The 14,650-nt window shown below is 51.7% G+C and carries 13 protein-coding genes and 1 pseudogene; 5 read left to right on the forward strand and 9 right to left on the reverse strand.

Annotated features, from left to right (window positions below; all coding sequences use genetic code 11):
* Positions 1 to 326: 326 nt before the first annotated feature.
* Positions 327 to 524, reverse strand: a pseudogene (locus tag ACR0FG_RS19870) (integrase core domain-containing protein); the annotation flags it as partial.
* 276 nt (positions 525 to 800) lie between these two features.
* On the reverse strand, positions 801 to 1,646 hold the full coding sequence (locus ACR0FG_RS19875) for a LysR family transcriptional regulator (protein WP_480894999.1): 846 nt from the start codon (positions 1,644 to 1,646) through the stop codon (positions 801 to 803).
* Positions 1,647 to 1,741: 95 nt separating this feature from the next.
* Here ACR0FG_RS19875 and ACR0FG_RS19880 point away from each other — a divergent pair, with 95 nt between their 5' ends.
* Together ACR0FG_RS19880 and ACR0FG_RS19885 are read left to right on the forward strand one after the other, a co-directional pair.
* Positions 1,742 to 2,773, forward strand: a complete 1,032-nt coding sequence (locus ACR0FG_RS19880; protein WP_480895001.1) for a permease — start codon at positions 1,742 to 1,744, stop codon at positions 2,771 to 2,773.
* A 71-nt stretch (positions 2,774 to 2,844) separates the two neighbouring features.
* Positions 2,845 to 3,720, forward strand: a complete 876-nt coding sequence (locus ACR0FG_RS19885) for a DMT family transporter (protein WP_480895003.1) — start codon at positions 2,845 to 2,847, stop codon at positions 3,718 to 3,720.
* Positions 3,721 to 3,743: 23 nt separating this feature from the next.
* On the opposite strand, the gene ACR0FG_RS19890 is transcribed toward ACR0FG_RS19885, so the two are convergent.
* Complete coding sequence (locus ACR0FG_RS19890) at positions 3,744 to 4,805, reverse strand: GlxA family transcriptional regulator (protein ID WP_480895005.1); 1,062 nt, start codon at positions 4,803 to 4,805, stop codon at positions 3,744 to 3,746.
* A gap of 30 nt (positions 4,806 to 4,835) precedes the next feature.
* Between ACR0FG_RS19890 and ACR0FG_RS19895 the strand changes: the two genes are divergently transcribed.
* Positions 4,836 to 6,065, forward strand: coding sequence for an MFS transporter (locus tag ACR0FG_RS19895; protein ID WP_480895007.1), 1,230 nt, complete (start codon positions 4,836 to 4,838; stop codon positions 6,063 to 6,065).
* Between the two features lie 11 nt (positions 6,066 to 6,076).
* On the forward strand, positions 6,077 to 7,006 hold the full coding sequence (locus ACR0FG_RS19900; protein WP_480895009.1) for a DMT family transporter: 930 nt from the start codon (positions 6,077 to 6,079) through the stop codon (positions 7,004 to 7,006).
* Positions 7,007 to 7,034: 28 nt separating this feature from the next.
* Here ACR0FG_RS19900 and ACR0FG_RS19905 read toward each other — a convergent pair whose 3' ends face one another.
* Both ACR0FG_RS19905 and ACR0FG_RS19910 read right to left on the reverse strand, forming a co-directional pair.
* Positions 7,035 to 8,015, reverse strand: coding sequence for a quinone oxidoreductase family protein (locus tag ACR0FG_RS19905; protein ID WP_480895011.1), 981 nt, complete (start codon positions 8,013 to 8,015; stop codon positions 7,035 to 7,037).
* Positions 8,016 to 8,100: 85 nt separating this feature from the next.
* On the reverse strand, positions 8,101 to 8,391 hold the full coding sequence (locus ACR0FG_RS19910; RefSeq protein WP_480895013.1) for a DUF1330 domain-containing protein: 291 nt from the start codon (positions 8,389 to 8,391) through the stop codon (positions 8,101 to 8,103).
* 335 nt (positions 8,392 to 8,726) lie between these two features.
* Between ACR0FG_RS19910 and ACR0FG_RS19915 the strand changes: the two genes are divergently transcribed.
* Entirely contained in the window at positions 8,727 to 9,596 is an 870-nt protein-coding gene (locus ACR0FG_RS19915; protein ID WP_480895015.1) for a LysR family transcriptional regulator, read from the forward strand.
* Between the two features lie 121 nt (positions 9,597 to 9,717).
* On the opposite strand, the gene ACR0FG_RS19920 is transcribed toward ACR0FG_RS19915, so the two are convergent.
* The 4 genes from ACR0FG_RS19920 to ACR0FG_RS19935 all read right to left on the reverse strand — a co-directional run bounded on the left by ACR0FG_RS19920 (position 9,718) and on the right by ACR0FG_RS19935 (position 14,506).
* Positions 9,718 to 10,347: an argonaute/piwi family protein gene (locus ACR0FG_RS19920; RefSeq protein ID WP_480895017.1), complete on the reverse strand. Its 630-nt coding sequence runs from the start codon at positions 10,345 to 10,347 to the stop codon at positions 9,718 to 9,720.
* On the reverse strand, positions 10,316 to 12,589 hold the full coding sequence (locus tag ACR0FG_RS19925) for a TIR domain-containing protein (protein WP_480895019.1): 2,274 nt from the start codon (positions 12,587 to 12,589) through the stop codon (positions 10,316 to 10,318). Before ACR0FG_RS19925 ends, ACR0FG_RS19920 begins: the two co-directional genes overlap by 32 nt.
* Before the next feature lie 20 nt (positions 12,590 to 12,609).
* On the reverse strand, positions 12,610 to 13,293 hold the full coding sequence (locus ACR0FG_RS19930) for an IS6 family transposase (RefSeq protein WP_480895020.1): 684 nt from the start codon (positions 13,291 to 13,293) through the stop codon (positions 12,610 to 12,612).
* Positions 13,294 to 13,465: 172 nt separating this feature from the next.
* Positions 13,466 to 14,506: an AbrB family transcriptional regulator gene (locus tag ACR0FG_RS19935; RefSeq protein ID WP_480895022.1), complete on the reverse strand. Its 1,041-nt coding sequence runs from the start codon at positions 14,504 to 14,506 to the stop codon at positions 13,466 to 13,468.
* Positions 14,507 to 14,650 lie beyond the last annotated feature (144 nt).

The following is a 14,650-nucleotide window of genomic DNA, read 5'->3' on the forward strand; positions in this document are numbered from 1 at the left end:
GATGGGCAACAAGATGTGGGCATTTGGGCCGGCGGCCAAAATCGTTCAAAACCACCTTTCTACGTTCAAGGACTATCCTCCACGGGGTTCGAACGTCACCAACCAAGGCCATGTCGAAGAACAGATCTCGACCGAAGGTGGGATGTCCCAGTAGAAAATCAATTCTCGGGAGGCATGAATCCTTGCCTCCCGATCCTTACTAGAACGCGCGGGAAACACCTGCTGACGAAGGACCGCATTGCGGGACTAAGTTGTCCGTCGTCAGGGATTTTGGGCCAGTTGGCAGTTTGACCTATGAGAGGATCTGGCTCATCCGGTTCGCGTGATTATGTGGCGGATTTGCAGTGAAGCAAGCGCCGGGTTTCGATGGTCTTTTGATTGATCCTTTCTCGATATATTAGAATGGTCTGACCTCGTCCGAAGTAGACGTCAGCGGGCGTGAGGTTTTGCAGGCTTTCATGGTAGCGACGGTGATTGTAATGCTCGACAAAAGCGTCAATCAGCTGCTGGAGGTCACCGAGCAGCTACGCCAAGGTCCGCTTCACTAGTCAAGGTTGGTCGAAAGCGATGGTCTTCTCGGCTACCAACCTTCTGGTTTTTGCGGTTGAAACCTACACATCGGCGCGCTTCAAGAAGGTCAAGGCAAGACCCAACCCGTCTTAGAATTGGACGGCCCATAAGAGACATTTAGCGCTAGTTACAATTGCTGCGGTCGCAACCCACTTACCGGACATTCGCCTCAGCGCCGGAACCCCAAACTTCAACAGGCTTCGGCAGATAGTACGATTGTGAAACTTTGATCATCTGAGCTCAAAAGCCCTACGGATTGTCTGACACATTGCATCGCAGATCGGTCCGTTAGCCTGATCTGCCCGTTGCAATACAAGGAAAGTCGAACTGCTGGCTGGGAACTGCGGAAGCGGTCGCACTCCGTCGATATCATCCGACGACCTTAGCAAGCCCGCCGCGATGCCTGCCTGAACTGCAGATCGCACACCGACCGCACTCTCGCTAGAAAATATCACCTGATAATTCTGCCCGAGTTCTTCTAATCCGGATAACGCCAGATCACGCCACCAGCAGTCGCGGTCAAATAGGGCGATTGGCAAGGGATCAACTTCTGAAAGATCACTATCTTGAGCACACATCCAGACCAAGTGATCCTCACGCAAAACTTCGTCGCGGTCATTGGGACGCTGCACTTCGTGGATTGCTATGTCGAGATCACCTTTCTTCAACGCGGCCTCGAATTTGGAACCAAATGCGCATTGCACCTCAAGCTCAACATCTGGGTGAAGGGCGGCGAATTCAGAGATGATACCAGTCAACTCGTGGCGACTGTGATCATCGGTCATTCCAATACGAAGTTTGCCCTTCAATCCGCCACCACGCAGCTCATTCAGGGTGGCGTCGAGTGATTGCACAACGTTTCGGGCAATCGGAAGCAATTTTTCTCCGACCACCGTCAGAGTGACACCACGCCCATGTCGGCGAAAAACCGGTTGTCCAATGACCTCTTCCAATTGTCTGATCTGTAGGCTTGTCGCGGATTGTGACCGTCCAATTCGGTCTGCCCCGCCAGTCATGCTCCCGGCCTCATTGATGGCGAGGAAAGTTCGAAGGTGATCGCTGCTCAGGTTTGCCAAGATATATAAATTTCCTATGGTTGAATTACGAATAACGCGTTTCTCAAATACCTGTCCAGTCCCCATACTCTGAGTTGAAGAGTTAGGAGATCGGAATGTCTGTTATGGAAATCGTTCAAAGCGCACGACCTAAGATGGCACATTTTTATGGCTCTATGGGACTGGCGCTTGCCATATTGGTCGCCAGGAACCCTGCATATGCTCTGGAAGTGGTGAAGTTTGTTGCGCTCGGTTTAATCCATGTCGCCCCACTGGTCATTCCAGGCATCCTGTTAGCTGCCTGGATTACGGCAAGTGGAGCCAGTCGACATGTGACAAGAGTTTTCCACGGTCGCCCCGTCTACACCGTGTTGGGAGCTACCGTTGTTGGGGCGTTACTACCAGTCTGTGGCGTTACGGTCTTGCCATTAATGGCCGGGTTACTTGCCGCCGGCGTCCCATTAGCACCTGTCATGGCGTTTTGGCTTGCCTCGCCAATCACCGGCCCTGCGTTATTAACCGTAACCGCAGCAACCTTGGGATGGGAGTTTGCTGTTGGTAAGGCCCTTGCCGCGATAGGGTTGGGCCTTTTTGGGGGTGGTATGACGGTCCTATTTGCTCGCAACACATGGGCCAAGTCGCCGCTGCGCACCAACAGGATAGTCGGCTCGCTGGGTGGGCAGTGCTGCGGTACCGAAACCAACGATCCTACCTTTGACCTACGTTTTTGGCGTGATCCGTCCCGACGACAGCAGTTCTCGCAAGAATGCTGGTCGATCACCCGTTTGATCCTCGTGGTACTAGCCCCAGCATTTGCTGCTGAACATCTTCTGAATGATTGGCTGGAGCCCGATACTGTGGCTGCCTACGTGGGTCATGACAGCGCCTTTGCCGTACCACTTGCGGTCATTGTCGGCGGCCCGGCCTACATCGATGGCTATGCCGCATTGCCGCTTACACGAGCCTTATTGGAACATGGGATGTCGTCCGGTGCCGCTATGGCTTTTCTCGTCTCTGGCGGCGTTGTCAGCATATGGGGGGCGATGGCGATCTTCCCGGTACTGAAACTGAAACCATTCCTACTTTACCTTGGGCTGGCGTCTGTAGGTTCAATGATCTCAGGTTGGGTGTTCGGTGCATTTTTCTGAGACTTGTGCCCAAAGTGGGCCAGCAAACACTGGGCTGAACCTTTCAAACAATCATCGGCGAAGGACACAACGTGCAGACAGCCAGTGGCAAGATCAATGGGGCCAAATGGATTTTGATCGCCGCATTGTGTTTTGCCCTGATGAATGCGCTTGCCAAAGAAATTCCGCAGACAGGTGGATGCGTCATACCGGTGCTTCAATTGACTTTCGCGCGGTATGCCGTGGCCGCTTTGGTTTTGTTGCCGCTTGTTCTAAGCAGCAAATCACGTTGGAAACCAACCTATCCGGAACGGTATTTGGTCAGAACCATCGCCGGGTTCGGCGGGATCGTCCTGATGTTCTTAGCGGTGAATTTTGTTCCTTTGGCGGCGGCGACAGCTATCGGGTTTACCAGCCCCATCTTCGCAATGTTGTTCGCAACATGGTTTTTGTCAGAACACATGAACAGACGCCGCTGGGCAATAACTTACTTAGGGCTCGCAGGAGCCATAGTCATCGCGGGGCCAGATGGTTCAGGAGTATCTTGGGCGGGACTAATCCCCTTTGCCGCGGCCATATTCATGGGTGCCGAAGTTACTTCAATCAAATGGCTCAGCCAGTCGCCAGATCATGCCATCACCATTGTATTTTACAGCAATCTGGCTGGGGCGTTGTTGGCCTTGATTGGGGCATTCCCTGTTTGGGTGGGACCGAATTTGCATCAACTGGGATTGTTGGCACTACTCGGGACGGTCGCTGTGATAGGTCAATTTTGCGTCTTGCGAGGAACTCGATTGGCCGATGCAAGCTTTTTGGCACCATTCTTCTACGCCTCTTTGGTCTATTCCGCAGTGCTCGGTTTTGTCTTTTTTTCGGAGGTTCCCACGCTAACGACTGTCATCGGATCCCTAGTTATCGTGTCCAGTGCGTTCCTGCTCGCAAGAGAAGCCAAGATATCGAAATCCTGACGTTTATCGGTATGAATGGTTCGCTATTTCGCGAAAGCTTCGCCGAATGTTTCGCGATACGCCATTGGCGAAGTGCCAACGTGACGATGAAAGGCACGCCTGAGACGTTGTTCTTCGACGAACCCGGTGTCCCGCGCAATTTCCGCCAAAGATCGGTGCCCTTTTACCAGCATTTGTTTCGCTGCATTGACCCGCATCATCTCGACTGTTTTTGCGGGAGTGAAACCAATGCTGTTCTTGTACCTTCGCGAAAAATTGCGCGGACTCATGCCCACTCGTTCCGCAAGTGTCGTCACGCTGAGCTCACTTTGAAGGTGCCCGGCGATCCAGGCATGAAGATCAGCGAAGTGACCACCTTCCTCAGCGGACTGAATCGTCAGGATGTCACTAAATTGCGATTGCCCGCCGGGGCGCTTGAAGAACACCACCAGCGTCTGTGCCACCTGCATAGCGGCCTCGTGTCCCATATCTTCTTCGATCATGGCAAGGGCCAGATCGATACCTGCCGTCACCCCGGCCGAGGACCAGACATTTCCGTGCCGGATAAAGAGCGGGTCACGCTTTACCTGAATATTTGGAAATCGGTTTTGCAATTCTTCAACGTGCCGCCAATGGGTTGTGGCGCTCAACCCATCCAACAGACCGGCAGCGGCGATCAGAAAAGTTCCCATGCAGGTCGAGGCAACACGTCTGCTGTCAGATTTGCGCTGTCTGATCCAGGCCACAAAATCCTCGTGTTCTACAGCATCAAATACTCCGTCCCCACCCGCCACGATGACTGTATCGATTGGAAGCATCGCTGCTTGCTTCAAAGAAACGCTGCCAAGGTCCACCATGCAGTCCGTGGGCACTATCCCACCATCAGGGGAAGCTACAACCACATCAAAAACGCGCTGACCCCGCGCAGCCTCAGTGTTGTTAGCGCTGGAAAAGGCTTGGATCGGCCCGGTGACATCCAGAAGTGTGACGCCGGGATAGATCACAAATACGACGCGCTTGATGCCTGGGTTGGCACCTCCACTCATGTTGTCCGTTTTTGATCGCATATTGTCATTTAAGCCAAACAGTTGAGCTTGTAAATCCATCTAGCTGCACTCGAATTGAAAGACCATCACATGACTAACTCACTTCAGCATCATCGATCTTCTCTGATTATTGGGCTGTCGTTTGTAGCGCTAGCGCTGACTTTTTCAGCGCGTGCCGCCCTTGGATTGGTCATGCCGTTGCTGGAGCAGGATATGGGTTGGAGCCGTAGTTTTACGTCCGCAGCCGCCGCCTCCGCATTGCTGGTTATGGCACTGATCGCCCCTTTTGGAGGACGGCTTGTTGATAAGAATGGAGCGCGCGCCATCCTTCAAATCGGATTGGCAGCTCTTGCCATCGGGTGCTTTCTTGTTGCCGCAACAACGAACCCGCTGGCATTCTTCATAGCGTTCAGCGGGATCGCAGCAGTTGGCTTTGGCTTAGTGGCGACACATGTCGTTTCAACGGCCGTCGAACAAGAGGTTGCACGCAACAAGGGACTGGCCACAGGTATTGCAACCTCTGGCTCGACAGGCGGCCAATTTTTATTTGTACCTTTGCTGGCTGTATTGATTGGAACCTACGACTGGCGCATGGCCTTTGTCGCCCTTGGGTTTGGAACATTGGTCATTATGGCTTGTATTCACAGGTGGTTTCCACGCCAAACATCGCCAATTTCAGCCAAAGGCCCCCCAGTAGAATCTGAAACCACGCTTCGGTACGATCTGGTTAGAATCTTAAAGCAACCCGCGTTTCAAATACTCTTCTGGAGCTACTTTATTTGCGGTTACACGACCTCTGGAGTGATCGAAACACACTTCTTGCCCTACGCCGCCTTTTGCGGATTTGGTCCCATCCCTTCAGCTACGGCATACGGTCTTCTGTCAGCCATCAACCTGGCCGGCATGATCCTTGCCGGTTGGTTAACCGACCGTGTGAACAGACCACTCTTACTGGGTGGTATATACCTTTTACGGGGCCTTACATTCGTCATTCTGATCAATGTCGGAGCGAGTTTTGAGGCGCTGATCTTCTTTTCAATTCTGTTTGGATTGGTTGATTATTCCACCGTACCGGTGACAGCCAGCCTTGTGGCGTCACACATTGGCATTCGTGTCATGGGGCTGGCTTTTGGTCTGATTTCAGCCGGGCATCAGGTTGGCGCAGCCCTTGGAGCTTATTTTGGCGGCGTGCTCTTCGATCTTTATGCCCAATACTACTGGGTCTGGTATTCTTCTCTGTGGCTTGCCGTTTTTGCCGGTGTTCTGGTGTCCTTTTTGAAAGACGGGCCAGAGCCACATCCTTCACACTCGGCACGTTGAAAGATCTGGAAATGACGGTAGTTTCGGGAAAAGCCCGCCCGCAACATGTTGTGCGGGGCATCGTACTCATACTGGCCACCATGTTTATAACATCTGTACAGGATGTCGTATTCAAATTGTACGCTGCAAATCTGACGCTTTGGCAAATCTTTGCCCTGCGCGGGTTACTTGCGCTTCCTATTCTTTTTGCTCTGGCAAAAATGCAGGGCTTTCGCGGGACAATTCTCAAGATCGCTCTACAGAAATGGCTGCTACTTCGGGCGTTCTTTGTGACGGTGACGTTCTTGGCGTTTTATGGCGCATTACCGTTCATCAGCCTGTCCACCGTCGGGGCAGCCAACTATATCGCTCCCATCATTGTGACATTGCTATCCGCCTATTTCATTGGGGAACGGGTGGGTCCGATTGGCTGGGTCGCTGTGCTGGTTGGGTTTGCGGGTGTTGTTATTCTCCTTCAACCAGGCGCAGATACATTCTCACCCTGGGCGATATTGCCGGTTGTCGGCGCAGGTTTCTACGCAATGTCACACATCATTACCCGGACCAAGTGTCAGGGTGTTCCACTGGCGGCGATGGTGTTGTCCCTAATGCTAGTGATGACGGTGGTCACGTTCATGATCAGCATAGTGCTTTACCTTTGGCCACCTGAGAACGGTCTAGCCGAGGCTAATCCTTATGTTTTTGGTACCTGGTCGCCGCTGGGTACCACAGAATGTTTGATATTGGTTCTTTTGGCGGTTTTCACTGTCGTCATAAGCCTCGGCCTCGCCGGGGCATACCAGACCGCTCCTCCAGCAATAGTGGCAACATTTGAGTATTGTTATCTGGTTTATGCGGCGTTCTGGGACATGGTCATCTTTGATAGCGTTCCGGGATTTACCACAATCACGGGGATGGTGCTGATTGTCGGTGCCGGATTGATGCTCTTACGGAGCAAATAAGGGAGGGGCCTGCAGTGAGGCCCCTGATTTAGGGCATCAATATCAATGACCCCGTTGTTTTTCTGGCCTCCATTAGAGTGTGTGCTTGCCCAGCGTCCTTGATTGGAATTCGGGTGATCTGAGGGTTTCTGATTGCCCCATCCGCAATCGCTTGGAACAATGTATCCGCTGCCGTTTGAAATTCTTCCGGGTCTGACGTGTAATGCGCGATAGAGGGGCGGGTCAGGAACAACGACCCCCGGCTTACCAGGTCGGATATATTCAAGTCGCGTGGTACACCTGAGGCAGCTCCGAAGCTGACCATGGTTCCACGGGGCCGCAGGCTATCGAGTGAATCTATGAAAGTCGCCTGGCCGATGGAATCGAAGACAACGTCGACACCACCAGTAAGGTCACGCAGTTTGGTCACAAATTCTGGGTCGCCGGATAGCAAAACATGCTCGCAGCCATTCTGGCGGGCTTGCTCGACCTTCTCTTCTGTGCCGACGGTACCAATTACAGTAACCCCTTTGGCATGAAGCCATTGACACGCAAGCGAACCAACACCTCCTGCGGCGGCGTGAAAAAGAACGGTTTGGTTTTGGTTCGCTGCCACACATCGGTTGATCAAATACTCGGCCGTAATTCCCTTGAACATCAAGGCCGCCGCAACATCATCCTCAATCCAATCGGGTAGTTTGATCACCCGGCCGGCCGAGATGTTTCGGCGCAGAGAATAACTGCCTGGCGCTCCACCGACATAAGCGACGCGATCTCCCACGGCGAAACGGGTCTGTCCTTCGCCAATCGCTTCAATTCGTCCAACTGCTTCAACACCGATTTGTGCGGGTAGCGCCTGTGAACGGTCGACACCAGTTCGTTGATAGATGTCCAGAAAATTGACACCAATCGCGGTGTGCTGCACCTGAACTTCTTCAGCGCTTGGCGAAGCCAAAGGTACTTTGTCCCATGACAGAACATTGGGTGGGCCATAATCTTTGTAGCGGTATGCGTGGGTGGTCTGCGTCATTGAATTTCCTTGGAGTTTCGCGGAGGCACGGAAATGGCTCGAACTTGATTTCACAAGGTGCCTCAATTTGAGCTGTTTTGGGCTTTTACTTGAGCCCGTCTATGATAATCGCCGTTCCAGACGAGATACTTCTCCGAAGTGACTTTGCATCGGCGTAGTCGACTGAGTGGTACCAATCTTTCGCCGCGGCTCTGTCCGGAAAGGCAATGATGACGACCCGCTCTGAGGCAAAATCGCCTTCGAGAACATCGATAGGACCTCCTCGAACCACAAACCGACCACCAAACTTCTTGATCGAGCTCGGTGACATGGTTTTGTATCGCTCGAAAGCCTCTTGATCGTACACATCTTCTTGAAAGATCACGTATGCGGTCATTTTCTCCGGTCCTTCATTCTATTTTGCCTCCAGTTCTGATGGCCGGAGGCAAAATTTTAAGGAGTGCGTTTTACCAAAATCTGACGGGGCCAACCTCGTGCTTAAGTCGCCGCCGAAGCTCTTCTCCTTTACGGCGTTCATGCTCCAACAACATTGAATCGTGGGTTGGTTCGGCTTCGTGATGGGGGCGCGGACCAACGATGAATGTACTCAATAGTTTTAACATGTCAGTTCTCCTTGCATGTTTGAGAAATTCTGAAAAATATATATGCTGATAGACAGCATGTCGGCCAATCAATATGCTTTCTCAATTGTTAGCTCAGGTATTATATTATATGGACTGGTCACGCATACCCTCTCTAGCAGCGTTACGGGCGTTCGAAGCCGCTGCCCGCCAGCAGAGCTTTAGCAAAGCCGCAGCGGAGCTGAACGTCACGCATGCAGCAATTGCTCATCATGTCCGCAGTCTAGAGGCAGAATTTTCCGAAAGTCTGATGGTTCGCGATGGACGCGGAGTTACGGTCACTTCGACCGGTGCACGGCTGGCTGAAGACCTACAATCGGGCTTCACTGCCATCGCCGAGGGAGTGGAGAATATTCGGTCATTGAGAGAACGCAGACCGCTCAATATTGCAGTGACGCCTGTGTTTGCCGCAAACTGGCTAATGCCACGCATTGGAGAGTTTTGGACACAACACCCGGAAATTTCTCTGAACATCAATCCCGGTGTTGATCTGGTTGACTTCAAGAAGAGTGGCACGGATTTGGCCATCAGGTATGGCGACGGCAAGTGGCCCAATCTCAATTCACAATTGCTCACCGATGGCGATTTTCTTGTTGTTGCGCATCCCGATCTGGTCAAAGGCAGAAAGGTGAACTGCCTGCCGGATGTGATCGATCTGCCATGGGTAATGGAACGTCACATGATGGAGCGCAAAGCACTGGTTGAACGTGAAGGTGTCGATTTTGAGAAAGTAAAGCTGACACTCTTGAATACCAATGTCCTGGTACTGTCTGCGGTTGCAGCAAAGCTGGGTGTGTCAGTTCAGCCCAAATCCATTGTTGAGCGTGAAATTGCTTCGGGTGAGTTGGTTAGAATTTGTGCACTAACCCAAAAAAACCTTGGTTATTACATGGTTACTTTGCCTGATCGACAACCCAAAGGCCTGCGTGAGTTTATGAAATGGCTTCGTTCAAACAAGTGAAGTCACACTCTAGGAAGATCGACGATAATGAGCAACAAGTGAGCGCTTCATCTATCAGGAACCGCTCACTTGCACTAGGTCGTAAGCTGGTCATGAACAAGCAGACGCCAAGTTTTTACAGTTATATGTAGTGTCTGAACGGAAGAGGCGGAATTGTCCGGTCCTCAGTAGCCATCAAGACATCACCTATCGCTTCAGCAAATCTCATTGAAACTGGAAAGCCATCTGCGAAAATTGAAGAGTTAAAGTTCATCTTCGTAAGTGTCATGATGTCCGCCATGACGGTTTCAATCGTTGATGAAGAATGACCGCATATTTCAATACGCAGCGGATTTGGAGTTTCCCTTCCTTGGTACGTGTCCAGATAATCAACAAAGCCTGAGGTCCAAAGGTAGCCAAATCGACCATCCACTCTCAATGCTGTACCGCGCTTTACTGGTCGGTCACCCGTCGTGAATATCTTAACATCGTTGGTGCGTGTTATCCGAACACCCGTGATCTCTGTCTGATCAGAGACCGCTTCTCGAAAACCGTCTAGCTCATCACGATTGAAGCGGGTTCGCCCGTGAACAAACATCTCTGCAGGGTCAATCCCGTGTTCCTCTTTGTAGGCTTCAACAGCAAGCCCAATAAGCCTCTTTGCTTCCGCCTTTGAAAGATGAAATTGATGAGTGTCCTCGGAATACCAGTTCCCTGGCGTCCCTTTGAAAACAACGCCCTCACCGCTCTCCAAAAAATAGCTGTGCTCCACAGCAGTGGTTCTTGCCCCCGTGTTTGCGGTCCTTTTTGAAGATCAGACCGACATAGCAGACACCGGGCCTAGCTGTTGAAACCTTCCATGGCCTTCCTCCAGCCTTGAAGAAGGAAGTTGTTGCAAGGTTCCAGTGTACGTCGAGAGCGCCTTGCATCCGTCGGTTAGACCCGTCTGACAATTCGTCTTCAAATAGATCAGGATCGTCCGAACTATGCTCGCCTTTCGCTTCCTCTGGATCCGCAAGCGAGTGGACAATCGAACTTTCTCGAAAAACTTGAGTGACTTCTTTGTCCTCAAGAAGCCTATTCTTGAGCTGGTGACGGAAGTCTGCTTGGAAATCAAAAACTCGAGCGATTTCGTTATCTTCTGCAAACAGCGATGGCGCATTCTCAGAGAAACGTGATGCCATCCTTTTTGTTAACACGCTTTCCGGCGCGACGGCGATCTCAGTTGGAACTCGTGAGTTTGGCCGACCAAGTACGAACACTTCTTCGGGCACCACTACAAACCAAATATCGACCGAGACGTCATCGTTAGACCTAAGAGACTTGATGGCATCGACATATAGGCCGACCGTTTTCGCAACTGCTTGGTGCCTTTCTTGAATGCGAATTGAATTGAGAAGATCTGACCTTGGGATGGGGCGCGTGACGATCGGAGCATTGGGCCATTCAGCCCCGAATGCGGCGTCAAAGCCTGGATATGGCACTAGACGGTTGTTGGGTTGGTCAGAACCACTATCGACGCGGCCACGAAAACGTTTGCACCATCGAGTGAAGAGTTCAATGCCTTCAGGCGCGCCAACGACGCCTATTCTCAGGAACTTGGGATTTCGCTCGAATTCTTGAGGACCAAAGAGCAAGAGTCCTTCTCTTGGGTCCTCTGTTTGTTGCCGAAAACCAACTTCCAGCATCGGCTCTTCAAACTGCAAGACTGTGCGCGTGGATGCTGCGGTGCCTGCCGAAATCAACCGAGGGTCAACGCTTAAGCTCTGTAATGGAGAAACAGGTATTTCAAGGATTTCACTACCACGAGAAAGCCTGAACATCATAGCTTGCAGCAGAGTGCGCCACCGATCGTTCCACCAGCTTCTACAAAAGCCGCGTCTTAACGAATGTTGTTTTGCGGAAGAAGGCAACGGGTCGATGCCATTCTCTGTAAAGACAACGTGCGACTTAAGCCGCAGACATTGTGAGCTTTGATCGAACTGCCCTTCTATTGCGAAGTGCCAATACACTCCACGCTTGTCACTTCTACCTACAAGTTGTCTGCGCTTCTTCTTTCCGTCAGAATCAAGGAATTGGATTTCGTTCCCAGCTTCCATTGCCACCGCATCGAACCAACAGAAGTTCCCGGAGGCGAGTCTATACGGCTTCATACCTGAGGATGAGCACAGCTCGTCGAAAGACTTTCTAATAAGCTGGGACAACGCACGGCGCGCATCGCGCCATTGTAGGCTCAACAACTCGAGTGTTTCGTCGTCAAAAGCTCCCTCAAAAACAGAAGAAGAACCAAAGCTCTGTGTGCTAAGGTTTTCAAGCGAGTTTGCTAGTTCATCGCGCGCACCGAAGCAGAGTTGCCCACCAGTCACCGGCGCCGTCGCGAGAAAAGGTCTTACAACATCTGGCCGGAATCGCGGATTTGGGTCGACGCCGAGCAGTTTCCGAATTTGACCAGGCCATTCTGTGATTGCAACAGCGTTCTCGACCAGACTTTGTTCTTCACCCGTTGTTGTTGGATCTTCCACCTTGGATGCTGCGCGCCACTGTCGAAGGCGTTCGATTGTGTCACTGGTGTCCTTAGGCACACCCATTTCTTCTAGTGTGCTTACTAATACCTTGAATGCTTCAAACAAGTTGCTGGACGCGTCTACAATGTTCTTGCGCGCGATATTGGCTCTGATCTCGCCGAAGGAAAGATCATCGATCCTGACCGGAATTACGAAGTTATCGATGCCAAGCTTGCGTTCTGTGGCAACAGCAATGTTGACCTCATCCAAGACACCCGGCTTTTCGTGCCCATCCTTCGAAAGAAGTACAATCACGCAAGCAGACTTTTCTCGAATAGTGTTTTCAATGGTGTCCCAGAAAGTCTCGCCTCCAATTAGCTTGGTTATATCGGACCAGACTTCGTAGCCCTCTGCTGCCAATCGGGCTCCTAACCATCTTGCGACATCGTTGTCCTGGGGATTCGCGTGACTGATAAAGGGTTCTGTCGCAAACTTTAGATGGCAGAGCATCAGTTGAATTGGAGATCGGTTTACCCTGCCAGTTGGGCGAACTGCTGAAACGGACGGAGTCCGGGCGTGAACTGGCCTTTGCGGATCATGTTGACCAGTTCGATGCCAGCCAGGGCAGATGCAGCTGAATCGAAAGACTTGAAACCCAGCATGGGCCTGATCCGACGTTTGATGAAGCGATGGTCTTGTTCAATGATGTTGTTGAGGTATTTCCGTCTGACCATCTCAATCGGTACCGGGCAACCAAAGCCTTTCAGCATCTTGTTTATTGCTTTGATGCCAGCAGTGTTCGCACCGCTTTTGTCGATGACAATTTTCCGTGGCAAACCGTTCGCCTCAAGCGCACGAGCGAAGAACTTGGTCGCAGCCGCTTTATTCCGGCGCTTGGATAGCATGAAATCAAGGGTCTTTCCGTGTTTGTCGATGGCGCGATAGAGATAAACCCACTCACCCTTCACCTTCACATAGGTCTCATCCATGCGCCATGAACGGTCAGCAGGGCGCTTTTTGTAACGTGAAGCATCAGCTACAAGACCGGCATATCGACTCACCCAACGGTTCAGCGTCGCGTGATCCAGTTTAACGCCTCTTTCCGCCATGATTTCTTCCAGATCCCGATATGACACACCGTATCGGAGATAGAAGAAAACAGCGTACAAAATCACTTCTTTCGGAAAGTGTGCGCCCTTGAATGAGATTGTCACGGTCTGCTCCTGTCTAATCCGAGCATGCGGTACCAAAACTACGTTTGACCTGACAGGTGGGAACTAATTTTGCGACAGAACCCCTCTCGTCTCGCAAGACGGCGTGAGGACAATCGGCTTTGAGGCGAGCGGTGATCGATGAACCTGAACCACACCATCACTCACTGATTTATTAACTGATCTTCGCTCGAAGAAGCCGAAAGACAATTGGCGCAGCCGCAATAACCAGTAGAATTCTCATGATATGCGCTGTCGCAACAAACGCGACGTCGGCTCCCATGGCCAAAGTCAAAAGGCTCATTTCCGGTAGCCCACCGGGTGCAAATGTCAGCAACGTCTGTTTCAGGTCGACGCCTGTCTGCCAGGTAACATAGTACGCGCAAAAACCAGCGGCGATCATCATGCCTGTTGTTGAGATGGCGGCCAAGCCAATATCCCGTCCGATCTCACGAACAGGCACACCAACGAAACGACAGCCGACAACAGTACCCATTACAAGCTGAGCTAAATTGACGGCAGCCGTAGGTGGAGCGCTCTGCGTCAGCCCGGTAAGATGCACGATCGAAGACAAGATCATGGGGCCAATAACTTGGGCTGCAGGGAGCCTCAGAAACGGACCAACAAAGGCACCGACCGCTGCACACGCAATCAAAATGCCATAGTCACTAAGGTTCAGATCTTCAAACGCGACTCTTTGTGTTGCTTGACCAGTTGAGCGCACATCGAAGAAGAACCAGAATATGAACGAGGTGACTGAAACAACGATCAACACCCGGCTCGCATGTGCCAGCGCAATTCGCCGTTCGACGCCTCCGGCCTCCGCGCCGATTAGCATCATGTCGTTCAAACCGCCGGGTGCCGATGAGAAATACGCTGTGACCGGGTCGAAGCGGCCAATACCTCGATACACGGTGAAGGCAATCAAAAACGCCAACGCGATAAAAACCGGAATGACGGCGATTGTGACGGCCCATTGAGAAATCTGTTGGAAAATCTCGGGATGAAAACCAGAACCCAGCATCACGCCGATGATCGGCATGATGATCTTTCGAATCTTCACCGGTGCCTGAACGGGGGCCCCGGCAATTGCACCAATCGTCACCACAATCATTGGCCCCAACATCCAAGGCAGCGGAAATGCGACACTCGTAGCCAGGCTTGCACCAACTAATCCGATGAAAAGCGCTATGATTTGTCCTTTGTAGTAATTCATCTTCTGCCAATTGCTCACGTATGGATAGGCGATCAGTCGCGGCCAGAGCCCCAATTGTTTAGCTCGGAATGAGGTGCGCTTAGTTTCCTAGTCACCTATCTGTTTCAATTCCAGTTCTCTTTCTCCGAATTCAATGGGCGACAA

The organism is Ruegeria sp. E1 (assembly GCF_056534225.1).

Bases quoted from the DNA above. Each gene is read 5' to 3' on its own strand.
- ACR0FG_RS19880 (WP_480895001.1), top strand. From the start codon at position 1,742: ATGTCTGTTATGGAAATCGTTCAAAGCGCACGACCTAAGATGGCACAT.
- ACR0FG_RS19890 (WP_480895005.1), bottom strand. From the start codon at position 4,805: ATGGATTTACAAGCTCAACTGTTTGGCTTAAATGACAATATGCGATCA.
- ACR0FG_RS19895 (WP_480895007.1), top strand. From the start codon at position 4,836: ATGACTAACTCACTTCAGCATCATCGATCTTCTCTGATTATTGGGCTG.
- ACR0FG_RS19900 (WP_480895009.1), top strand. From the start codon at position 6,077: ATGACGGTAGTTTCGGGAAAAGCCCGCCCGCAACATGTTGTGCGGGGC.
- ACR0FG_RS19905 (WP_480895011.1), bottom strand. From the start codon at position 8,015: ATGACGCAGACCACCCACGCATACCGCTACAAAGATTATGGCCCACCC.
- ACR0FG_RS19910 (WP_480895013.1), bottom strand. From the start codon at position 8,391: ATGACCGCATACGTGATCTTTCAAGAAGATGTGTACGATCAAGAGGCT.
- ACR0FG_RS19915 (WP_480895015.1), top strand. From the start codon at position 8,727: ATGGACTGGTCACGCATACCCTCTCTAGCAGCGTTACGGGCGTTCGAA.
- ACR0FG_RS19925 (WP_480895019.1), bottom strand. From the start codon at position 12,589: ATGCTCTGCCATCTAAAGTTTGCGACAGAACCCTTTATCAGTCACGCG.
- ACR0FG_RS19935 (WP_480895022.1), bottom strand. From the start codon at position 14,506: ATGAATTACTACAAAGGACAAATCATAGCGCTTTTCATCGGATTAGTT.